This is a genomic window from Pseudomonas sp. P42, from assembly GCF_017973755.1.
GTDB classification, from domain to species: domain Bacteria; phylum Pseudomonadota; class Gammaproteobacteria; order Pseudomonadales; family Pseudomonadaceae; genus Aquipseudomonas; species Aquipseudomonas iridis.
On record NZ_JACOPU010000003.1, the window covers coordinates 639857 to 660828 of the forward strand.

General features: G+C 58.9%; 21 protein-coding genes. 6 read left to right on the forward strand and 15 right to left on the reverse strand.

Annotated features, from left to right (window positions below; all coding sequences use genetic code 11):
- Positions 1–87 precede the first annotated feature (87 nt).
- Positions 88–1170 carry a 3-phosphoserine/phosphohydroxythreonine transaminase gene (gene serC / locus H8B20_RS12295; protein ID WP_200612923.1) on the reverse strand — a complete coding sequence of 361 codons (1083 nt, stop codon included), beginning with the start codon at positions 1168–1170 and terminating at the stop codon, positions 88–90.
- A gap of 136 nt (positions 1171–1306) precedes the next feature.
- Here serC and pdxR point away from each other — a divergent pair, with 136 nt between their 5' ends.
- Positions 1307–2803: a MocR-like pyridoxine biosynthesis transcription factor PdxR gene (pdxR, locus tag H8B20_RS12300; protein ID WP_042561892.1), complete on the forward strand. Its 1497-nt coding sequence runs from the start codon at positions 1307–1309 to the stop codon at positions 2801–2803.
- Here the strand turns inward: pdxR and H8B20_RS12305 are convergent.
- Complete coding sequence (locus tag H8B20_RS12305; protein WP_210623280.1) at positions 2800–2976, reverse strand: hypothetical protein; 177 nt, start codon at positions 2974–2976, stop codon at positions 2800–2802. The two genes, pdxR and H8B20_RS12305, sit on opposite strands and share 4 nt — an antisense overlap.
- A gap of 30 nt (positions 2977–3006) precedes the next feature.
- Positions 3007–4305 carry a serine hydroxymethyltransferase gene (locus tag H8B20_RS12310; RefSeq protein ID WP_042561893.1) on the reverse strand — a complete coding sequence of 433 codons (1299 nt, stop codon included), beginning with the start codon at positions 4303–4305 and terminating at the stop codon, positions 3007–3009.
- A 260-nt stretch (positions 4306–4565) separates the two neighbouring features.
- Between H8B20_RS12310 and H8B20_RS12315 the strand changes: the two genes are divergently transcribed.
- The 5 genes from H8B20_RS12315 to H8B20_RS12335 all read left to right on the forward strand — a co-directional run bounded on the left by H8B20_RS12315 (position 4566) and on the right by H8B20_RS12335 (position 9149).
- On the forward strand, positions 4566–5780 hold the full coding sequence (locus H8B20_RS12315) for an MFS transporter (RefSeq protein WP_210623281.1): 1215 nt from the start codon (positions 4566–4568) through the stop codon (positions 5778–5780).
- Between the two features lie 155 nt (positions 5781–5935).
- Positions 5936–6898 (forward strand): AurF N-oxygenase family protein, encoded by a 963-nt coding sequence (locus tag H8B20_RS12320; protein ID WP_210623282.1) that lies wholly within the window; start codon positions 5936–5938, stop codon positions 6896–6898.
- On the forward strand, positions 6895–7956 hold the full coding sequence (locus H8B20_RS12325; protein ID WP_210623283.1) for a 2Fe-2S iron-sulfur cluster-binding protein: 1062 nt from the start codon (positions 6895–6897) through the stop codon (positions 7954–7956). Before H8B20_RS12320 ends, H8B20_RS12325 begins: the two co-directional genes overlap by 4 nt.
- Positions 7957–7993: 37 nt before the next feature.
- On the forward strand, positions 7994–8704 hold the full coding sequence (locus H8B20_RS12330; protein WP_210623284.1) for a glutamine amidotransferase: 711 nt from the start codon (positions 7994–7996) through the stop codon (positions 8702–8704).
- Between the two features lie 76 nt (positions 8705–8780).
- Complete coding sequence (locus tag H8B20_RS12335; RefSeq protein WP_122543417.1) at positions 8781–9149, forward strand: antibiotic biosynthesis monooxygenase family protein; 369 nt, start codon at positions 8781–8783, stop codon at positions 9147–9149.
- A 354-nt stretch (positions 9150–9503) separates the two neighbouring features.
- On the opposite strand, the gene glmS is transcribed toward H8B20_RS12335, so the two are convergent.
- The 12 genes from glmS to H8B20_RS12395 all read right to left on the reverse strand — a co-directional run bounded on the left by glmS (position 9504) and on the right by H8B20_RS12395 (position 20882).
- Positions 9504–11336 carry a glutamine--fructose-6-phosphate transaminase (isomerizing) gene (gene glmS / locus H8B20_RS12340; RefSeq protein ID WP_210623285.1) on the reverse strand — a complete coding sequence of 611 codons (1833 nt, stop codon included), beginning with the start codon at positions 11334–11336 and terminating at the stop codon, positions 9504–9506.
- Between the two features lie 2 nt (positions 11337–11338).
- Positions 11339–12115 carry a DeoR/GlpR family DNA-binding transcription regulator gene (locus tag H8B20_RS12345; RefSeq protein WP_210623286.1) on the reverse strand — a complete coding sequence of 259 codons (777 nt, stop codon included), beginning with the start codon at positions 12113–12115 and terminating at the stop codon, positions 11339–11341.
- A 163-nt stretch (positions 12116–12278) separates the two neighbouring features.
- Complete coding sequence (gene glmU, locus H8B20_RS12350) at positions 12279–13646, reverse strand: bifunctional UDP-N-acetylglucosamine diphosphorylase/glucosamine-1-phosphate N-acetyltransferase GlmU (RefSeq protein WP_210623287.1); 1368 nt, start codon at positions 13644–13646, stop codon at positions 12279–12281.
- A 117-nt stretch (positions 13647–13763) separates the two neighbouring features.
- Positions 13764–14189 (reverse strand): F0F1 ATP synthase subunit epsilon, encoded by a 426-nt coding sequence (locus H8B20_RS12355; RefSeq protein WP_042556889.1) that lies wholly within the window; start codon positions 14187–14189, stop codon positions 13764–13766.
- A gap of 45 nt (positions 14190–14234) precedes the next feature.
- Positions 14235–15614 carry a F0F1 ATP synthase subunit beta gene (atpD, locus tag H8B20_RS12360; RefSeq protein WP_042556890.1) on the reverse strand — a complete coding sequence of 460 codons (1380 nt, stop codon included), beginning with the start codon at positions 15612–15614 and terminating at the stop codon, positions 14235–14237.
- Between the two features lie 27 nt (positions 15615–15641).
- Positions 15642–16502, reverse strand: coding sequence for a F0F1 ATP synthase subunit gamma (gene atpG, locus H8B20_RS12365; RefSeq protein ID WP_042556891.1), 861 nt, complete (start codon positions 16500–16502; stop codon positions 15642–15644).
- Between the two features lie 50 nt (positions 16503–16552).
- On the reverse strand, positions 16553–18097 hold the full coding sequence (atpA, locus tag H8B20_RS12370; protein WP_042556892.1) for a F0F1 ATP synthase subunit alpha: 1545 nt from the start codon (positions 18095–18097) through the stop codon (positions 16553–16555).
- A 21-nt stretch (positions 18098–18118) separates the two neighbouring features.
- On the reverse strand, positions 18119–18655 hold the full coding sequence (locus H8B20_RS12375; protein WP_042556893.1) for a F0F1 ATP synthase subunit delta: 537 nt from the start codon (positions 18653–18655) through the stop codon (positions 18119–18121).
- Between the two features lie 12 nt (positions 18656–18667).
- Entirely contained in the window at positions 18668–19138 is a 471-nt protein-coding gene (locus H8B20_RS12380) for a F0F1 ATP synthase subunit B (protein ID WP_016772403.1), read from the reverse strand.
- Between the two features lie 59 nt (positions 19139–19197).
- Positions 19198–19455, reverse strand: a complete 258-nt coding sequence (gene atpE, locus H8B20_RS12385) for a F0F1 ATP synthase subunit C (RefSeq protein ID WP_003097235.1) — start codon at positions 19453–19455, stop codon at positions 19198–19200.
- A gap of 133 nt (positions 19456–19588) precedes the next feature.
- The gene (gene atpB / locus H8B20_RS12390; protein WP_042556894.1) at positions 19589–20458 is read right to left on the reverse strand and encodes a F0F1 ATP synthase subunit A; all 870 of its coding nucleotides are present in this window, start codon (positions 20456–20458) and stop codon (positions 19589–19591) included.
- A 16-nt stretch (positions 20459–20474) separates the two neighbouring features.
- Positions 20475–20882, reverse strand: coding sequence for a F0F1 ATP synthase subunit I (locus tag H8B20_RS12395; RefSeq protein ID WP_008084411.1), 408 nt, complete (start codon positions 20880–20882; stop codon positions 20475–20477).
- Positions 20883–20972 lie beyond the last annotated feature (90 nt).

Consider the following 20972-nt stretch of genomic DNA (forward strand, 5'->3'; position numbering starts at 1 on the left):
CTGGTAAGCGGTCATTTATAGCGGTTGAATGGCAGGTTTTACCCCTACGCTTTAACGCAGCAGACCAGACCACTTTCTGTGGTCGGCTCAGCCATGCTCACGCGCAAAGGCGTTCATGAAGTCGCACAGTGCCTCGACCGCCGGCACCGAAACGGCGTTGTAGAGGCTGGCGCGCAGGCCGCCGACGCTGGCGTGGCCTTTGAGGCCGTTGAGACCGGCCTGCTCCGCGCGCCGCAAAAAGGTCTTCTCCAGCGCTACCTCGGCCAATCGAAAGGGCACGTTATTGATGGAGCGATACGGTGCCTGCACTGAGTTGCGATAAAACCCGTCACTTCCATCGATGGCGTGATAAAGCATTCGCGCCTTGGCCTGGTTACGTTGATGCAGGGCCTGCAGACCGCCACTGTGCTTGATCCACTTGAGCGTCAGGCCTGTGAGGTACCAGGGGAAAGTCGCAGGGGTATTGAGCATCGACTGCGCTTCGCTGATGCGCGCGTAGTTGAGAATGTCCGGGGTAAAGGCATGGGAACGCTCAAGCAACGCCGGGTCCACGATGACCACCGTCAACCCGGCCACGCCCATGTTTTTCTGCGCGGCGGCATACACCAGCCCATGTCTGGCGATGTCGATCGGCTTGGACAGCAGGCTTGAACAGGCATCGCACACCAGCGGCGCGTCGCTCGCGGGTGTGTCGATGAACTGCACGCCGTGCACCGTCTCATTCTCGGTGTAATGCAGATAGGCGGCGTCGGCGTTAAGGCGCCAGTCCGAGGCAGGGGGGACATGGTCGAAACCGGACGCGTGGGCGCTGGCAACCACGCGCACATCGCAGTAACGCCGGGCAGCCTCGATCGCCTTGCCCGACCAGAGGCCGGTGTGCAGGTAATCCGCCGTGCCTTTATCGCCTATCAGGTTCATCGGCACTTGAGCGAACTGCAACGAGGCGCCACCTTGCAGGAACAGCACTTTGTAGGCGGGCGGCACCTCGAGGATATCGCGCAGGTCCTGTTCGGCTTCACTGGCCACCGCCATGAATACCTGCGAACGATGGCTGATTTCCATCACGGACATGCCGGTGCCGGCGAAATCGAAAAACTCCTCGTGCGCCTGAGTGAGGACGTCCAACGGCACCGCGGTGGGGCCTGCGCTGAAGTTGTGTGACCGAGCCATGGTTAAGTAACTCCTGTTCAAGAACGCTCGCCCTGCGCGTCATCACCGAGGTAAAGCCGAAGGGTGGCGAGGGCCAGAGTCTACGGATAAACTGGCCTGCCTTTACCTGCCAGTTCATGGAAAGAGAGCAGACCACATGGCGAAGACCTTCGAGCTGGAAACCCTGAAGATGCGCCTCAACGACGCTGAATTTCAGCTGCTGGATCTGCATCAGCGGATTCAACGTGCATTACGTGCGCTGATTCTCGACGGCGCCCTTGGCCCCGGCTTGAAACTCCCCGCCACGCGGGTGCTGTCCAAGTCATTGGGGTGCGCCCGCGACACCGTCGAGAACGCCTATGTGCAGTTGCATCGGGACGGGTTCATCGTGCGCCGCGAAGGCGCCGGCAGTTACGTCTGCGACACGGTGGGCGTCGAATTGCGCGGTACTGGCCGCCGACGCCTCAGGGCGCAGGAAATCAGGAGCAGCGTCGCCGCACCGGGCGCCGAGCTCAGCCAACGCGGGCGGATGATCTTCGACACCGGCGGCGTGCGCGATCAGCAAGTCATCAAGGCATTCGCCACCGGTCTGCCGGAAACCCGCAGCTTCCCGACGGATGTCTGGGAGCGTTTACAGCGCCAGGTCATGAAGGACTATCGCGCGAGCGTGCTGCTGCATGGCGATCCACAAGGGGCTGAGCCCCTGCGCAAAGCGATTGCCACCTACCTGAACCTCGAACGCGGCGCCAAATGCTCCCCCGACCAGGTACTGGTCTTGAGCAGTACGCGTCAGGCGTTGTATCTGTGCGCGCAATTGCTGGTGGACGCCGGCAAGCCAATTCTGATGGAAAACCCCGGCTACTACGGCGCCCGCAAGGCCTTCCAGATCGCCGAAACCAAGGTGATGCCCATTGATGTCGATGAACAGGGCATCCGCACCGACCTGTTGTACGCCGACCGCAGCGGCGCCAATTGCGTGTATGTCACGCCCTCCCACCAATACCCCACCGGCGCAACGTTGCCGCTGGAGCGGCGTCTTGAGTTGATCAATTGGGCGGCGCAAAAAGGCAAGTGGATCATCGAGGATGACTACGACAGCGAGTTCCATTACGACGGGCAACCCACGGCGTGCGTGCAAGGCCTGGACAAGTATCAGCGCACGCTCTATATCGGCACGTTCAGCAAGACCCTCTACCCCGGACTGCGCATGGGGTACATGGTGCTGCCCTCCGAACTGGTGAAGCCCTTTGCCTATGCGCGCAGCATGATGGACGGCCACACTCCGCAAACGCTGCAACTGACGCTGGCGCGCTTTATGGAGGACGGCCATTACAACGCGCATGTCCGGGCCATGCGCAAGCTGTATGCCGGACGCCGGTCGATCATGCACGACGCCATCGGCAAGTACTTGAGCACGGTGGTCACCGCCGAATTGCCGCCGGGCGGGTTGCAAATCCCCTGCTTGCTGAAAGCCGGATGGTCCGAGGAAAAAACCATCCGCCAGGCCGCCACTGCCGGCGTGCAACTGTCCGGCCTCAGCGGTTTGTACGCGGGCGAACCGAAGCAACAGGGCTGGCTGCTGGGCTACTCCTCCCTGACCGCGTATGAAATAGAAGCCGCCATGTTGCGCCTGGCCAACGCCCTGAAAATCTAATGGCCCAGCGCATAGTTCATCAGCAGCTGCTGGGCCTGGACGGCCATCCGAGCACGCGGGGACAACTTGGAGTATTCAACCGTGATGACGGGTTGAGGCTTGGCGGTGGTGAACAACCTGAACCGTGACGTGCGGGTAGCCGCCAGGCGGCCGGTGGGGATGAAGCCGGGCATCGGAATTCCTTTTCAAAAAAACGCTGACGATTAATACGGCAGCCTGAAACGCTTGGTCAGGTCGCTGATACCTTCACGAATCGAACGTTCAGTGCGGCCGTCAAGGGCACCACTGCGCACGCCACCGAGCATGGCCAGAATCATGTCGCCGATCTCCCTGAATTCATCGACCCCCATGCCACGCGAAGTGCACGCCGCACTGCCGAGACGAATGCCGGACGTCACGGTGGGCTTGACCTCATCGCCGGGCACGACATTTTTGTTCACGGTAATGCCGATTGCCTCCAACGCACGCTCGGCGACATTCCCCACCAGGCCCCACGGCCGCAGATCAATCACGCCCAAGTGACAGTCGGTCCCGCCCGACACGACCAACAGCCCTCCTTCAGCCAATCGGCCGCACAAGGCCTGGGCATTGGCGACCACGGCGTGGGCATAAGCGCCGAAAGCCGGTTGCAATGCCTCGCCCAGTGCCACGGCCTTGGCTGCAACGATATGCATCAGTGCTGCGCCCTGCAGGCCGGGGTACACCGCCGCATTGATCTTCTGCGCAATGGCCTGCTCATTGCACAGGATCATCCCGCCACGCGGGCCGCGCAATGTGGCATGGGTACTGAGGGTGGTGACATGGGCGAACGGCACAGGAGACGGATACGCACCACCCGCGACCAGCCCTGCGACGTGGGCGATATCGGCCATCAGGTACGCACCCACCTCGTCGGCAATCGCACGAAACCGGGCGAAATCCAGCGCCCGTGAGTACGCCGAGGCCCCTGCGATGATCAGGCGTGGACGTTCTTGTCGGGCGATCTGCTCGACCTGATCCATGTCGACCCTGTGGGTCACCGGGTGCACGCCATAGCTGAGGGCCTGAAACCAGCGCCCGGACAAGTTGAACGCTGCACCATGGGACACGTGCCCACCGGACTTGAGGTCCAGGCCCAGGATCTTGTCCCCCGGCGCCAGCAGAGCCAGAAACACCGCTTGGTTGGCCTGGCTGCCCGAATGAGGTTGCAGGTTGGCATAGGCACAGCTGAACAGCTGCCTGGCCCGCTCGATGGCGAGCTCTTCAATTGCATCGACATTGCAGCAACTGGCGTAATAGCGACGCCCTGGGTAGCCCTCGGCATATTTGTTGGTCAGCACCGACCCTTGGGCCTCGAGCACCGCACGACTGACCACGTTCTCAGCGGCGATCAGCTCGATTGACTGCACTTGGCGCTGACGCTCGGCGTCAATGGCGCGCCACACCTCCCCGTCCACCTGAGGCAGCGCAACGCCACTGACCCCTGGCAGCGCGTGGCCCTCCCGATAAGCGAAATGCGGCATGGTCACTCCCTTTGTAAACGCCCGATAACACGCCGCACTACCCTATCCGCCCACGGGCCGGCCAGCCATACCAGTTCGCTCAGATGTTGCAGACCACCGCCCTCAAAGCCCTTGCCACACGTCTATGCAGGGGCAGGCGCGGTGAAATCGCCGCCATTTAAAGTGGTCTGGTGGCCTCATCGGTAATGGACTATCGCGCAAGACCATCGCCTCATTAAGCTCTGCGCCGAATTTGCCATGCTCACTACACAGGTTTCGCCATGACGATTCGTATCGGGTTGCTGCCACAGGTCGCCGCCGCACACTTTGTCAGTCATCTGCACATCATGGTGCTGGCGGCGCTATTCCCTCTGCTTCCGGCTTTTTTCAACGTGGAGTATGTGGAACTGGGCCTGGCGTTGAGTCTGTTCAATATCGTTACAGCGCTGGTACAGGCACCCATGGGATTTGCCGTGGACCGCTACGGTGCCAGGCGCTTGCTGTTGGTCGCGCTGGCACTGGGCAGCAGCAGTTTCCTGCTGATTGCACTCCTGCCCGGCTACACCTGTTTGTTGATCGGCATGGTACTGGCCGGCGTCGCCAACGCGGTTTATCACCCGGCCGACTACGCCCTGCTGTCCCGCCATATTGACCCCGCCCACATCGGTAAGGCGTTCTCCGTGCATACCTTTGCCGGGTTCCTTGGCGCGGCCGTGGCCCCGGCGTTTTTGCTGGGCATCGCGGTGGCGAGCAACCTGCCCATGGCCTTCGCGGCGGCGGCACTGGTGGGCTTTTTCGTGCTGGCGCTGTTGTTGATCCCTGGCTCCGCACTGGCCAGAGTCAGTCGCGTGTCTCCCGCCGCCGACCCGACACCCATCGGCGCCAGTCGCCTGTCACTGCTCTCGCCTATGGTGCTCAGCCTGACCCTGTTGTTCGTGCTGCTGAACCTGAGCACCGGCGCGATTGAGAAGTTCTCGGTCGCCGCCCTGATGCAAGGCCAGGGCGTGGCCTTGACCTGGGCCAACTCGGCGTTGACCGCCTTCCTCTTTGCCAGCGCTTTCGGCGTGCTGGCAGGGGGAGCCTTGGCCGACCGGACCCGTCGCCATGGCGTCGTCGCAGCCAGCGCGTTTGCCTTGGCCACCGTGCTGATGCTGCTGGTCGCCACGGCACGCTTGAGCGGGCCGGCGCTGCTGGTCGTGCTGGGGGCTGCGGGCTTCCTGACCGGGGTGATCGCACCGTCCCGCGACATGCTGGTACGAGCGGCTGCCCCGAAGGGTGCCGAAGGCAAAACCTTCGGCATCGTCTCTACCGGTTTTAACATCGGTGGCGCCATCGGGCCCGTCGGGTTCGGCTGGCTGCTCGACCAAGGTCAGCCCAACGCAATTTTCTGGGCCAGCGCCGCCTTCATGTGCCTGACCGTTGTACTGACTCTGATACAGGAGCGGTCCATGGCCAGGGCCCGAAAAACGGCGGCACTCCAAGTGGCATTCAAGTGACCTGAATCAATAGCCGCAACGTGTTTTTGCCGCAGACTTGAAGGGCGCCGTCCCGCATTTATTGCGCTGCACCCTCGCTTGTGCGGACCCGTTATTTTTGCAAGGACTGCACGGTAAACCCTAACACCAATAGCCGATTTCCTTGGAGTTAAAACATGGAACGTTTGAATTGTGGTACCGATGACGTAGTAAAAAACATGCTGGCCAAACTCTCCACGCTCTGGAAAACCCGCGCGGCCGTCAACAACCCGCAACCGAACTACTGGGGCCTCGCCTTCGATGCCGACAAGCACGACTTCAGTCTGTCGCTGCTACCGTTTCGTCATCACCAGGCCTGGCTCGAAGCCCCTCAGGACCTGCAATCCAAATGCCTGTCGTATGCGTGGGGCATCTACAACCTCAAGACCATCTACATCGAATGCAATGTGGTCGTGCCTGCCTGCGAGGACATTATCAAGACCCCGCCGCCGAGCAACAACCGCGCCTTGCTGCAAGACGTGATGTCTCAGGCACTGCTCGACGAAGCCCTGCACACGCGCATGTCCATCATGGCCTGCAACTATATCTATGACATGCGCAAACTCACCCCGCTGGACTTCAGCGCGTTCAACCTGGTGACCTGGCGCGAGGCCCTCCTGGCCAACTGCACCGCCGAATGGGAGCGACGCCTGACCCGCTTCGGCGTCGCGTGTGCCAGCGAAACGCTGATCACCGACTACCTCAAGACCATGGCCGAGGACGCCAGCATTCAGGCGGTGTGCCATGAGGTCACACGCACCCATGCCATGGACGAGTGGAGCCATTCCAGCGTCTTCAGCTTCGTTGCTTCCGACATCGTCAACGGCCTGAGCCGCAAGGAACGCGAGTACTTGCGCTCGATCATCCTGCGCACGGTGCAGATGTTCGCCAATAACGAAATGGGCGCATGGGCCACCGTGTTTTCGATGTTGGATTTCCCCCATGCCGGCGAGATCGTGCATGACGTGGGCGACAACAACGAAATCAGCGTCTACACCGACTCGCTCGAAGCCCTGATAGACCGGATCGGCTTGACCGGCAACGGCCTCAGCAGTGCCGAGCATGCCATTGAAACCTTAGGCGAGAAGGCCCGCGCATGAACGGCATGGCATCCCTCAAGGCCCTGTGCGAACACGTCAGCATTGAAACGGCCAACGTAAAAGTCTTCACCTTGCGTGCGGTAGACGCACCCGTCGAATTCCTCGACAGCCTGGAGGCAGGCAAACACGTGGCCCTGCACGCCGCTGACATGGCGGGCACCCATCATCAGCGGTTGTATTCGATCACGCGCAAGCACGGCGCCGACCGGTTCGACATTGCGGTCAAACGCGAAGGCCGTGGCGGGGTTTCGGACCAGTTGCACGCTACGCTGCAAGCCGGCTCAACCACCGCGATGCAGTTTGTGGCAGGTGATATTTCGCTGGAGTCGGTTCTGGGTTGCCGACAGGTCGGCATGCTCGCCGGCGGCATCGGCATCACCTTGCCGATTGCATTGCTGCGCGGCCTGGCCGAGCGCGCGCGACGCGGATTGGCGGTGCCCAATGTGAGCCTGCTGCTGTGTGTGCCGTCCATCGCCGAGATTTCGTTTCTACATGAGTTGCTGGAGCTTGAGCTGACCACATCGTGGTTCTACTTGCATGTGTTCGTAACCCGCGAAGCGGTCAACAACAACGGACACTTCAGCGCCGGTCGTCCCCAAGCTCATGACTTGAGCCGGCTGGGTAACCCCGACCGCGTGGTGATCTGCGGCAGCTATGGCTTCGCCCAGGGCATGCGCGAACACACTCTGGCCATGTTCCCAACGAGCCGTTTGCTCATCGAGTCATTCACGCCACCGGCCGCGCCGGCCTCCGCCGCACAGCCTGAGGCTCAGGCCGACGCGACGCTGCGCCTGCACTTGAACCACAACGATCAGGTGCTGGAGCCGCCCGCCGGCAAGAGCTTGCTGGAGATGCTCGAAACCAGCGGCATCGCGGTGCGCAGCCTTTGCCGCGCCGGCATCTGCGGTCACTGCCGGCTGAGGGTATCGGAGGGTCACTACACCCTTGAGCCCGACTTTTGCCTGACCGACAAGGACAAGGACGACGGCTACGCCCTCGCCTGCTGCACCTTCCCGCAATCCGGGACGATCAAGGTCGACCTCTCCACCACGGTATGAACATTTACCGTCCTTACTTCAACAACTGGTTTTTTCCATGAAAACTGCCATTGCATTGCGCCACATTCACTTCGAAGACGTTGGCACCCTCGATGCCGTTCTGGCCGAAGAAGGCTATACGCTGATTTACCTGGACCCCACGGTCGACGCCATCTACAGCGAGCCGGTGCTGCAGGCCGACTTGTTGATCATACTCGGCGGCCCTATTGGAGCTTATGACGAGCAGCTGTATCCGTTTTTGCACGACGAATTGAAACTGGTGCGCCAGCGCGTTGCGTCCGGAAATCCCCTGCTGGGCATCTGCCTCGGTGCGCAATTGATCGCCCGGGCCATGCACGCCGACGTCTACCCGATGGGGGTCAAGGAGATCGGTTTTTCACCGCTGACCCTGACTGCGGCCGGTCAAGACTCGCCGCTCGCCGCGCTGATGGACACCCCCGTGCTGCACTGGCACGGCGACCAGTTCGATGTACCAGAAGGCGCTGTGCTGTTGGCCAGTACTCAGGTGGGTGCTCATCAGGCGTTCGCCGTGGGCAACACGATTCTCGGCCTGCAATTTCACCTCGAAGCCGATACCGCCAACATCGAGCGATGGCTGGTTGGCCATGCCAGCGAACTGGCACAAACCGGCATCGATCCTGTTGCGTTGCGCAGCGAGGCCATAAACCTCGGCGACCGCCTGACCCGCGCCGCGAGCCACGTCATGCGGGCCTGGCTGAACAACTTGGGCACCCCGATAAAACACTAATAGCGGTCGGGCAACCGCCCACCGCATTTGCACCGTGTAAAACCACCTGAAAAATATCAAGGATGAGGAATCAAGAATGATCGTCGTATTGTTTGAGTTACAGGCACTGCCAGGCCAGGGCGAGACTTATGTTGACCTGGTCAACAAGCTGACCCCGCTGCTTGAACCCATGGACGGGTTTATCTCCGTCGAGTGCTTTCAAAGCACGCTGAACCCCAAGAAGGTGATGTCGGTCACCACCTGGCGCGATGAGGAAGCCGTGGTGCAGTGGCGCAACGTGACAGCCCACCTGTCGGCACAGCGCGCCGGACGCGACAAAATCTTCGATGACTATCGCGTGCGCGTGACATCGGTGATTCGTGATTACGGTCTGCGTGATCGCGAACAGGCGCCGTACAACGTAGTCGTCGACGGTGAACCCGCCACGGCTGCGGCGGTGGTTTAACGGCGTATTCTCGTCACCTGCACAGGGGGTCGGTGGTTGTGGTGAGCGGCTCACCACAACCCCTCTTCCACACTGGTAATCCCGCAACGCCTATTCACGCAAGCCAACCTCCCATGCCTTCTGCGGCCGCCACATATTCCTGAAAATGGAATGTGCACGAAAAGTCCTGGAAAAATATCAGCCCTGTGAATAAGTCTGATCACCGGTACCAGGCTAAACCTTCAGCAAGATCACCCACCAATATCGGACATCTGGTGGAGGCCATTAAATAGAAAAAGCCCCTGAAATCGGGGCTTTGGCATTGCTTCAAAATCTGTTGTCTAAAACCATTCGTCCACATCCATTGTGGATAACTTATTCCACCGTCACCGACTTCGCCAGATTCCGCGGCTGGTCAACGTCCGTGCCCTTCAGCACAGCGACGTAATAGGACAGCAACTGCAGCGGGATGGTGTAGAGGATCGGCGAGAGAATGTCGTGGATGTGCGGCATCTGTACCACGTGGGTGCCTTCGCCATTGGTCATCCCGGCCTTCTCATCGGCGAAGACGACCAGTTCGCCGCCGCGTGCGCGGACTTCCTGCAGGTTGGACTTGAGCTTCTCCAGCAGTTCGTTGTTCGGCGCGACGGTGACCACCGGCATATCGTTATCCACAAGCGCGAGCGGGCCGTGTTTCAGTTCGCCGGCCGGGTAGGCTTCGGCGTGGATGTAGGAGATTTCCTTGAGTTTCAAGGCACCTTCCATCGCCACCGGGAATTGCGCGCCGCGACCGAGGAACAGGGTGTGGTTTTTCTCGGCAAACAGCTCGGCGACTTTTTCCACAGTACTGTCCATCGCCAGCGCTTCGCCCAAGCGAGCCGGCAGGCGACGCAATTCTTCCACCAGCGTGGCTTCCACGCCCGCCGCCAGACTGCCGCGCACCTGGCCCAGAGACAGGGTGAGTAGCAACAGACCAACCAGCTGCGTCGTGAACGCTTTGGTCGAGGCGACACCGATTTCGCGACCGGCCTGGGTCAGCAAAGTCATGTCGGATTCGCGCACCAGCGAGCTGATGCCCACGTTGCAGATCGCCAGACTGGCGAGGAAGCCAAGCTCTTTGGCGTTGCGCAATGCGGCCAGGGTGTCGGCAGTCTCGCCGGACTGCGAGATGGTGACGAACAATGTGTCCGGCTGTACAACCACTTTGCGATAGCGGAATTCGCTGGCGACTTCGACCTGGCACGGGATCCCTGCCAGCTCTTCGAGCCAGTAACGGGCAACCATGCCGGCGTGATAACTGGTGCCGCAGGCAACGATCTGTACGTTACGCACCTTGGCGAACAGCTCTGCCGCTTGTGGGCCGAAAGCTTGCACCAGCACTTGGTTGTTGCTCAGGCGACCTTCCAGCGTACGCTGCACCACAGTAGGTTGCTCGTGGATTTCCTTGAGCATGTAGTGGCGAAATTCGCCCTTGTCGGCAGCTTCGGCGCCGTCGGTGTACTGCACGGTCTGGCGCTCGACAGCGGCTCCGCTCACATCCCAGATCTGCACGTTATCGCGGCGAATTTCGGCGATATCGCCTTCTTCCAGGTACAGGAAGCGGTCAGTAACCTGACGCAGAGCCAGTTGATCGGAGGCGAGGAAGTTCTCACCCAGACCCAGACCAATCACCAATGGACTGCCACTGCGCGCGGCGACCAGACGATCCGGTTGTTTGCCATTGATCACGGCCAGACCGTATGCACCGTGCAGTTCCTTGACGGTGGCCTTGAGGGCGACAGTCAGATCTGGCTGATCCTTGAGTTTGTGATTCAGCAGGTGAGCGATGACTTCGGTGTCGGTATCCGACGTAAACACGTAACCCAGCGCTTTCAGCTGTTCACGCAGGGCTTCGTGGTTTTCGATGATGCCGTTGTGCACCACCGCGATGTCGCCGGAGAAATGCGGGTGAGCATTGCGCTCGCACGGGGCGCCGTGGGTAGCCCAACGTGTGTGCGCAATACCGAGGCGGCCAACCAGCGGGTGCTCGGCCAGCGCGACTTCCAGTTCGCTGACTTTGCCCGGACGGCGCATGCGCTCAAGGGTTTGCTCATTGGTGTACACCGCCACACCGGCGCTGTCATAGCCACGGTATTCCAGTCGTTTGAGACCTTCGAGCAGGATGGCAGTGATATTACGTTCAGCAACTGCGCCGACAATTCCACACATGCTTATTTCTCCTGACTGACAGCCGCGCAAATCACGGTGATACCGCGGGCCTGAATCTGATCGCGTGCATCAACAGGCAGGCGATCATCGGTAATGAGGGTATGGACGTTGCTCCAGGGCAGCTCCAGGTTGGGAATCTTGCGACCGATCTTGTCGGCCTCGACCATCACGATCACTTCACGCGTCACTTCAGCCATGACCCGGCTCAGGCCGAGCAGTTCGTTGAACGTGGTCGTACCGCGCGCCAGATCGATGCCATCGGCACCGATAAACAATTGGTCAAAGTCGTAAGAGCGTAGTACTTGCTCAGCCACCTGGCCCTGGAAGGACTCCGAGTGCGGATCCCAGGTGCCGCCGGTCATCAACAACACCGGTTCGTGCTCAAGTTCACTTAAAGCGTTGGCGACGTGCAGGGAGTTGGTCATCACCACCAGACCCGGTTGCTGACCCAGTTCAGGGATCATCGCGGCGGTAGTGCTGCCACTGTCGATGATGATGCGCGCGTGCTCGCGGATGCGTTTTACCGCCGCGCGGGCGATTGCCTGCTTGTACTTGGAAACGCTCTGCGCGGTTTCCGCGACAAGTTCTTGAGGCATGGTGATCGCTCCACCGTAGCGGCGCAGCAATAAACCGTGGCTCTCCAGCGCAGCCAGGTCCTTACGGATCGTAACTTCTGAGGTTTCGAAGCGCTTGGCCAATTCATCCACACTCACCTCGCCCTGCTCGTTGAGCAAGGCGAGAATGTTATGGCGGCGTTGAGGCGTGTTGCGTTTCGACATGGCGATGGCTTAAGTTTCGATTCGAAAGATAACGGAAGCAATCAAAACCTATTGACCATAAATCGTCAACCCGGCAAACAAAAAAAATCGCAGACCCCAGCAGTCCTGTGTAGGAGCTGCCGAAGGCTGCGATTTCCAGATCTCAAAAATGACTGTGGATAACTCAGTCCTTTTTGATCTTCTCTGGCCGCTTCCAGCCATCAATGTTCTTCTGCCGTGCGCGACCTACTGCCAACTGAGCGTTATCCACATTCTGCGTAATCGTAGAACCCGCCGCAGTGGTCGCACCATTGGAGATATCCACAGGCGCCACTAATGAGTTGTTGGAGCCGATGAACACGTCCGCGCCCAACACGGTTTTCCACTTGTTGGCGCCGTCATAATTGCAGGTGATGGTGCCAGCACCAATGTTGGTGCGTGCGCCAATCTCGGCATCGCCCAGGTAAGTCAAATGACCTGCCTTGGCGCCTTCGCCCATGTGGGCATTTTTCAATTCGACAAAGTTACCCACATGCGCCCGGGCTTCGAGCACGGTGCCCGGTCGCAGACGAGCAAACGGACCGGCATCGCTGCCTTCGCCGAGAATTGCACCTTCGATGTGGCTGTTGGCCTTGATCACCACGCCTTTGCGCAGGGTACTGTCCTTGATCACACAGTTCGGACCGATGACCACGTCGTCTTCGATTACAACATTACCCTCGAGGATCACGTTAACGTCGATCAGCACATCGCGACCCACCGTGACCTCTCCGCGTACGTCGAACCGGGCCGGATCACGCAGGGTCACACCTTGAGCCATCAGACGACGACCGGCGCGCAGCTGGTAATGACGCTCCAGTTCGGCGAGTTGCTTACGGTCGTTGGCGCCCTGCACTTCCATCGGATCCAGCGGTTGCTCAGTGGCGACGACCAGACCATCGCTGACGGCCATTTCGATCACGTCGGTCAGGTAATACTCGCCCTGTGCGTTGTTGTTCGAGAGTCGGCCCATCCAGTCAGCCAGCCGATTGGCCGGCACTGCGAGAATGCCAGTGTTGCCTTCGGTGATCGCGCGCTGCGCTTCGCTGGCATCTTTGTGCTCGACGATGGCGGCAACTTTGCCGTCAGCGTTGCGAACAATGCGGCCGTAGCCCGTTGGGTCGTCCAGCTCCACGGTCAGCAAACCCATCTGCCCTGGAACGACATGCTTGAGCAGGCGTTGCAGGGTTTCGACTTCGATCAACGGCACGTCACCGTAAAGAATCAGCACAGTGTCGGCAGTAACGAATGGCACGGCTTGGGCAGTCGCGTGACCGGTGCCCAGTTGCTTGTCCTGCAACACGAAGTTCAGATCGTCGGCCGCGAGACGCTCGCGCACCACGTCGGCACCGTGGCCGATTACTACGTGGATACGCTGCGGGTCGAGTTGCCGGGCGCTGTGGATAACATGGCCCAACATGGATTTGCCGGCAATCGGGTGCAGCACTTTCGGCAGAGCCGAGCGCATGCGAGTGCCTTGACCGGCCGCGAGGATGACGATTTCGAGAGACATGACTGGCTACCAATCCTGGAGGTCAGCAACTGCGACCGGGGTTCTAGAATTCGGAAAAGAAAAAAGGGTAGCCGAGGCTACCCTTTTTTATCAATCGCACAACAAGCGGATGACGGATTAACCGCCAAACTTCTTGCGGATCTGCTGGACGGTGCGCAGCTGAGCTGCAGCCTCGGCCAGACGTACGGACGCAGCGCCGTAATCGAACTCTGCGCCACGCTCATGCAAGGCAGCCTCGGCAGCCTTGAGAGCTGCTTGAGCCTGAGCTTCATCCAGGTCGGCGGCACGTTGCACGGTATCGGCAAGCACCTTGACCATGTTCGGCTGAACCTCGAGGAAACCACCGGAGATGTAGAACACCTCGGCTTCCCCGCCTTGCTTGATCAGGCGGATCGGACCTGGCTTCAGATTAGTGATCAGCGGCGCGTGACCCAGAGCGATACCAAGATCACCCAGTGCACCGTGCGCAATCACCATCTCGACCAGGCCGGAAAAGATTTCTCCTTCCGCGCTGACGATATCGCAATGGACTGTCATAGCCATCTGATTGCCTCAACCTAAATGAGCGCCCGTTGCCGGGCGCCGGGATTACAGTTTCTTGGCTTTCTCGATCGCTTCTTCGATGCCGCCAACCATGTAGAACGCTTGTTCTGGCAGGTGGTCGTAGTCACCGTTGAGGATGCCTTTGAAGCCAGCAATAGTGTCTTTCAGGGAAACGTATTTACCTGAAGCACCGGTGAAGACTTCAGCCACGAAGAACGGCTGGGACAAGAAGCGCTGGATCTTACGAGCACGGTTAACCAACTGCTTGTCGGCTTCCGAGAGTTCGTCCATACCCAGGATCGCGATGATGTCTTTCAGCTCTTTGTAACGTTGCAGAACGTACTGAACGCCGCGAGCGGTGTCGTAGTGGTCCTGGCCGATTACGTTCGGGTCCAGCTGGCGCGAAGTCGAATCCAGTGGATCTACCGCTGGGTAGATACCCAGGGAGGCGATGTCACGGGACAGAACGACGGTGGCATCCAAGTGGGCGAAGGTGGTCGCTGGCGACGGGTCGGTCAAGTCATCCGCAGGTACGTATACCGCTTGGATCGAAGTGATCGAACCTTCCTTGGTCGAAGTGATACGTTCTTGCAGAACGCCCATCTCTTCAGCCAGGGTCGGCTGGTAACCTACTGCAGAAGGCATACGGCCCAGCAGTGCGGATACTTCAGTACCGGCCAGGGTGTAACGATAGATGTTGTCGACGAACAGCAGAACGTCGTTACCTTCGTCACGGAACTTCTCGGCCATGGTCAGGCCGGTCAGTGCTACGCGCAGACGGTTACCCGGCGGCTCGTTCATCTGACCGTAAACCAGTGCCACTTTGTCCAGAACGTTGGAGTCCTTCATCTCGTGGTAGAAGTCGTTACCCTCACGAGTACGCTCACCCACACCGGCGAACACGGAATAACCGCTGTGCTCGATGGCGATGTTACGGATCAGTTCCATCATGTTTACGGTTTTGCCTACACCGGCACCACCGAACAGACCGACTTTACCGCCTTTGGCAAACGGGCAAACCAGGTCGATAACCTTGATGCCGGTTTCCAGCAGGTCGTTGCCGCCTGCCTGTTCAGCGAACGAAGGTGCTGGACGGTGAATGCCCCAACGCTCTTCGGTGTCGATTGGACCGGCTTCGTCGATCGGGTTACCGAGGACGTCCATGATCCGGCCCAGGGTCGCTTTACCGACCGGTACGGAGATGGCTGCGCCAGAGTCGGTAACTTCCAGACCGCGCTTCAAGCCCTCGGTGGAACCCATCGCAATGGTACGAACCACGCCGTCGCCCAGCTGCTGCTGAACTTCCAGAGTGGTGCCGGCATCGCTTTGTACTTTCAAAGCGTTGTAGATGCTCGGTACGCTGTCGCGTGGAAATTCCACGTCGATAACGGCGCCGATGATTTGAACGATACGTCCGCTACTCATAGCTGGATCCTCTGAATATTTGAACCGTTAAACCGCGGCAGCGCCGCCGACGATTTCCGAGATCTCTTGGGTGATCGCAGCCTGACGCGCCTTGTTGTAGATCAGCTGCAAATCGCTGATCAAATCACCGGCGTTGTCGGTAGCGTTCTTCATCGCGATCATCCGCGCAGCTTGTTCAGCCGCGTTGTTCTCGACCACCGCCTGGTAGACCTGCGACTCGACGTAACGGACCATCAAGCCATCAAGCAGCTCTTTGGCGTCCGGTTCGTAGAGATAGTCCCAGTGGTGCTTGAGACCCTGATCCGGGGTTGCCACCAATGGAATCAACTGCTCCACGGTAGGCTGCTGCGTCATGGTGTTGATGAACTTGTTGGACACCACGGACAGGCGATCAATACGGCCGTCCAGGTAGGCATCCAGCATCACCTTGACGCTGCCGATCAGATCATTGATCGACGGCTCTTCACCCAGGTGGCTGATAGCTGCAACGACGTTACCGCCGAAGTTGCGGAAAAAGGCCGCACCCTTGCTACCAACGACACACAGATCAATCTCGACGCCGTTTTCGCGGTTTACCGCCATGTCCTTGACCAGGGCCTTGAACAGGTTGGTGTTCAAGCCACCGCACAAACCACGGTCACTGCTCACCACAACATAACCAACACGCTTGATTTCGCGGTCGATCATGAACGGGTGGCGGTATTCCGGGTTGGCGTTGGCCAGATGCCCAATTACCTGGCGGATACGCTCCGCATAAGGACGGCTAGCAGCCATGCGCATTTGTGCCTTGCGCATTTTGCTGACCGCCACTTTTTCCATGGCGCTGGTAATCTTTTGCGTGCTTTTGATGCTCGCAATCTTACTGCGAATCTCTTTTGCGCCTGCCATGTAACACCTATCAGGTTAGCAAGCGGGAGCCTCGCGGCTCCCGCTGCGGCTTACCAGGTTTGGGTGGCCTTGAACTTCTCGATACCGGCTTTCATGCCAGCGTCGATTTCGTCATTGAAGTCACCTTTAACGTTGATCTTGGCCATCAAATCGGCGTGATCGCGGTTGAAGTAAGCAATCAGCGCTTGTTCGAAGCTGCCGATCTTGGCGATTTCAATGTCAGTCAGGAACCCACGCTCAGCGGCATACAGCGACAGCGCCATGTCAGCGATCGACATTGGTGCGTATTGCTTCTGCTTCATCAGCTCGGTAACGCGCTGACCATGCTCAAGTTGCTTACGGGTCGCTTCGTCCAGGTCAGAAGCGAACTGGGCGAATGCCGCCAGTTCACGGTACTGAGCCAGAGCGGTACGGATACCACCGGAGAGCTTCTTGATGATCTTGGTCTGAGCGGCACCACCCACACGGGATACCGAAACACCGGCGTTCACAGCAGGACGGATCCCGGAGTTGAACATGGCCGATTCCAGGAAGATCTGACCGTCAGTGATGGAAATCACGTTGGTCGGAACGAACGCGGAAACGTCGCCAGCCTGGGTTTCGATGATCGGCAGTGCGGTCAGGGAACCGGTTTTGCCGGTCACTGCGCCGTTGGTGAACTTCTCTACGTATTCTTCCGAAACGCGGGAAGCGCGCTCCAGCAGACGGGAGTGGAGATAGAACACGTCGCCTGGGTAAGCTTCACGGCCTGGTGGACGGCGCAGCAGCAGGGAAATCTGGCGGTAAGCCACTGCTTGCTTGGACAGATCGTCATAAACGATCAGCGCGTCTTCACCGCGGTCGCGGAAGAATTCACCCATGGTGCAACCGGAGTACGGTGCCAGGAACTGCAGCGCAGGAGATTCCGAAGCACTGGCAGCCACGATGATCGTGTTGGCCAGGGCGCCGTTCTCTTCCAGCTTGCGAACCACGTTGGCGATGGTCGATTGTTTCTGACCGATCGCTACGTAGACGCAGAAAATGCCGCTGTCTTTCTGATTGATGATCGCGTCGATCGCCAGAGCGGTTTTACCGATCTGACGGTCACCGATGATCAGCTCACGCTGGCCACGGCCGACAGGAATCATGGCATCGACAGCCTTGTAGCCAGTCTGTACAGGCTGGTCTACCGACTTACGCCAGATCACGCCTGGAGCAACTTTCTCGACCGCGTCGGTCTGAGTGTTGCCCAGTGGACCCTTGCCATCAACAGGGTTACCCAGTGCGTCGACTACGCGACCCAGCAGTTCCTTACCAACAGGAACCTCGAGGATGCGGCCGGTGCACTTGGCGCTCATGCCTTCGGCAAGAGACTGGTAAGCGCCCAATACAACGGCACCTACGGAGTCTTGCTCCAGGTTGAGGGCCATACCGTAGACGCCGCCCGGAAACTCGATCATCTCGCCGTACATTACGTCGGCCAGACCGTGAATCCGCACGATGCCGTCAGATACGCTGACGACAGTGCCTTCGTTACGGGCTTGGGAGGTCACATCGAGCTTATCGATGCGGCCCTTGATAATTTCACTTATTTCGGAAGGATTGAGTTGCTGCATTGCTCTGCTGCCCCTTCAAACTCAAGATTTCAATGCTTCGGCAAGTTTCGCGATTTTGCCGCGAATCGAGCCATCGATAACCAGGTCGCCGGCGCGGATGACAACACCCCCAATAAGGGCTTTATCTTCCTCGACTTGCAGGCGCACTTCCCGGTTGAGTCGTGCACTGAGAACCTTGGCGAGTTTGTCTTGCTGTTCTTGGTTCAATGCAAAAGCACTGGTCACTTCAACGTCTACCGACTTCTCTTGCTCGGCCTTGTACAGGTCGAAAAGAGCGGCTATCTCCGGCAGAAGCGGGAGACGGTCGTTTTCGGCAACGACATTGATGAAGTTCTGTGCCTTCACATCAAACTTGTCGCCGCACACGTCAATAAACGTGGCGGCCTTTTCTGCGCTCGTCAGTCGCGGGGCCTTGAGCACGCGCTGCATGGTGTCGTCTTGCGACACCGCTGCAGCCAGGCCGAGCATGGCTGACCAATTGGCCAGTTGCTGGTGGGCCTGAGCGTGCTCGAAGGCCGCCTTAGCGTAAGGTCGGGCCAACGTGGTCAGTTCTGCCATGATCGCCCTCGCTTAGATTTCAGCAGCCAGTTGGTTAACCAGCTCTGCGTGCGCGTTTTGATCGATTGTGGCACCCAGGATCTTCTCGGCGCCGCCGACAGCCAGCAAACCCACTTGGGCGCGCAGCTTGTCTTTGACACTGTTCAGTTCCTGTTCGATCTCGGCTTGAGCCTGAACCTTCACACGGTCAGCGTCGATACGGGCCTTTTCAACGGCCTCTTCGACAATCTGGTTACCGCGTTTCTTGGCTTGCTCGATGATTTCAGCTGCTTGAGCCTTCGCTTCGCGCAGTTGCTGACCCGCTTTTTCTTGGGCCAACTCCAGGTCGCGAGCTGCACGGCTGGCAGCGTCCAGACCATCAGCGATCTTCTTTTGACGTTCGTGCAGAGCAGCAATGACCGGAGGCCAAACATACTTCATGCAGAACAGTACAAAAATCAGGAACGCAACGGACTGGCCAATCAGGGTCGCATTAATGTTCACGCCAACACCTCGCAGTTACGTTGTCCATCACATCAAATTACTCGGAAGAATCCGGGTAATTAGCCAGCGATCTGACCAACGAACGGGTTCGCAAAGGTGAAGAACAGAGCGATACCAACACCGATCATGGTTACGGCGTCGAGCAGACCGGCAACGATGAACATTTTAACTTGCAGCATTGGAACCATTTCTGGCTGACGCGCTGCGCCTTCCAGGAACTTGCCGCCCAGCAGGCCGAAACCAATTGCGGTACCCAGTGCGCCCAGGCCGATCAACAGTGCAACAGCGATAGCGGTTAGACCAACTACAGTTTCCATCTTTCCTCCCGACTTTTACGTCGTATGGTTTAGGTTTTTTAGATTAAAGCGGTAAAACAAATCGTTTCAGGTGCCCTGTGAAGAGCCCCTTCCCGTTTGACCGGGAAGGACATCAGACTAGTCGAGACTGGTCTTAATGGTTTTCTTCGTGCGCCATCGACAGGTAGACGATGGTCAGCATCATGAAGATGAACGCCTGCAGCGTGATGATCAGGATGTGGAAAACAGCCCACGCCCACTGCAGAACAACGCCCAGGCCGCTCAGCCAGAGCAGACCGCTGCCGAACATCACAGCGATCAGAATGAACACCAGCTCACCGGCATACATGTTGCCGAACAGACGCAGAGCCAGAGAGATCGGTTTAGCGATCAGGGTCACGAATTCCAGCAGGAAGTTCACCGGGATCAGCAGGGCTTGAACGAAGATGTTCTTGCTGCCGAACGGGTGCAGGGTCAGTTCGCCGATGAAGCCGCCGATGCCCTTGACCTTGATGCTATAGAAAATGATCAGTGCGAAAACCGACAACGCCATGCCCAGAGTCGCGTTCGGGTCGGTAGTCGACACGGCGCGGAACGGGATATGAGGGTCACCGGAGATCAGGATGGCCAACTGAGGAATCCAGTCGACCGGTATCAGGTCGACGGCGTTCATCAGGAACACCCAGACGAAGATGGTCAGTGCCAGCGGTGCAATCACCGGGCTACGGCCATGGAAGCTGTCTTTCACGCTGCCATCGACGAATTCGACCAATACTTCAACGAAGTTCTGCAAAGCACCTGGCTGACCCGAAGTCGCCTTCTTTGCCGCCATGCGGAAAAGAAGAACGAAGATCAGACCCAGCGCAACCGACCAGCCGAGAGTATCGACGTGGAAAGCCCAGAAGCCCATTTCTTTGGCTTCTGCTGCGGTGTGGGCAAAGCCCCAGCCGCCGTTGGGTAGCTGACCGAAGGTCAGGTTCTGCAAGTGGTGCTGGATATAGCCCGAAGCGGTTGTTTCTGCCATGGTTGCCTCAAACGCCCTAAGGTCTCGAAAGTCTTGTTCTCATCAGCAGGGGAGCGAACCAGCTGACCGACTGAGTCAGCACGAACACGCCGAATACTGCTATCGGCGCCAGCGGCTTCACACCTGCAAACACCAGTGCAAAGAGCACTGCCGTCAAAATCAGTTTGCCTGCCTCGCCGGCATAAAATGACCGGACGATGGACTGGGCTGCTCGGGCGCCGGAAAACCGAAATGCCTTGTGAGCGAAATATACATTGGGCAGCAAGGCTATCAGGCCTCCGCAAAGTCCCGAGTATCCGGCAACGACTCCGTGCCATTGCCAGAGCGCCAAAGCGGCAATGAGCAAAATGACAAATTGAGCCATTAACACCGGAAAAACCGCCAGGCGATGGAACGGCAGGCGGTTTGGCTTGCGGGTTTCCATCACATTTGCTCTCCAATGGTCGGCTGCCAGAATTCAATAACTTGGCATAATTTGTGCCGACAAAATGCGCGCAGAGTATAGGGGCGGTTC

Bases quoted from the DNA above. Each gene is read 5' to 3' on its own strand.
- H8B20_RS12375 (WP_042556893.1), bottom strand. From the start codon at position 18,655: ATGGCAGAACTGACCACGTTGGCCCGACCTTACGCTAAGGCGGCCTTC.
- pdxR (WP_042561892.1), top strand. From the start codon at position 1,307: ATGGCGAAGACCTTCGAGCTGGAAACCCTGAAGATGCGCCTCAACGAC.
- H8B20_RS12395 (WP_008084411.1), bottom strand. From the start codon at position 20,882: ATGGAAACCCGCAAGCCAAACCGCCTGCCGTTCCATCGCCTGGCGGTT.
- atpB (WP_042556894.1), bottom strand. From the start codon at position 20,458: ATGGCAGAAACAACCGCTTCGGGCTATATCCAGCACCACTTGCAGAAC.
- H8B20_RS12315 (WP_210623281.1), top strand. From the start codon at position 4,566: ATGACGATTCGTATCGGGTTGCTGCCACAGGTCGCCGCCGCACACTTT.
- serC (WP_200612923.1), bottom strand. From the start codon at position 1,170: ATGGCTCGGTCACACAACTTCAGCGCAGGCCCCACCGCGGTGCCGTTG.
- H8B20_RS12310 (WP_042561893.1), bottom strand. From the start codon at position 4,305: ATGCCGCATTTCGCTTATCGGGAGGGCCACGCGCTGCCAGGGGTCAGT.
- glmS (WP_210623285.1), bottom strand. From the start codon at position 11,336: ATGTGTGGAATTGTCGGCGCAGTTGCTGAACGTAATATCACTGCCATC.
- H8B20_RS12355 (WP_042556889.1), bottom strand. From the start codon at position 14,189: ATGGCTATGACAGTCCATTGCGATATCGTCAGCGCGGAAGGAGAAATC.
- atpG (WP_042556891.1), bottom strand. From the start codon at position 16,502: ATGGCAGGCGCAAAAGAGATTCGCAGTAAGATTGCGAGCATCAAAAGC.
- H8B20_RS12305 (WP_210623280.1), bottom strand. From the start codon at position 2,976: ATGCCCGGCTTCATCCCCACCGGCCGCCTGGCGGCTACCCGCACGTCA.
- H8B20_RS12345 (WP_210623286.1), bottom strand. From the start codon at position 12,115: ATGTCGAAACGCAACACGCCTCAACGCCGCCATAACATTCTCGCCTTG.
- atpA (WP_042556892.1), bottom strand. From the start codon at position 18,097: ATGCAGCAACTCAATCCTTCCGAAATAAGTGAAATTATCAAGGGCCGC.
- H8B20_RS12320 (WP_210623282.1), top strand. From the start codon at position 5,936: ATGGAACGTTTGAATTGTGGTACCGATGACGTAGTAAAAAACATGCTG.
- atpE (WP_003097235.1), bottom strand. From the start codon at position 19,455: ATGGAAACTGTAGTTGGTCTAACCGCTATCGCTGTTGCACTGTTGATC.
- atpD (WP_042556890.1), bottom strand. From the start codon at position 15,614: ATGAGTAGCGGACGTATCGTTCAAATCATCGGCGCCGTTATCGACGTG.
- glmU (WP_210623287.1), bottom strand. From the start codon at position 13,646: ATGTCTCTCGAAATCGTCATCCTCGCGGCCGGTCAAGGCACTCGCATG.
- H8B20_RS12325 (WP_210623283.1), top strand. From the start codon at position 6,895: ATGAACGGCATGGCATCCCTCAAGGCCCTGTGCGAACACGTCAGCATT.
- H8B20_RS12330 (WP_210623284.1), top strand. From the start codon at position 7,994: ATGAAAACTGCCATTGCATTGCGCCACATTCACTTCGAAGACGTTGGC.
- H8B20_RS12335 (WP_122543417.1), top strand. From the start codon at position 8,781: ATGATCGTCGTATTGTTTGAGTTACAGGCACTGCCAGGCCAGGGCGAG.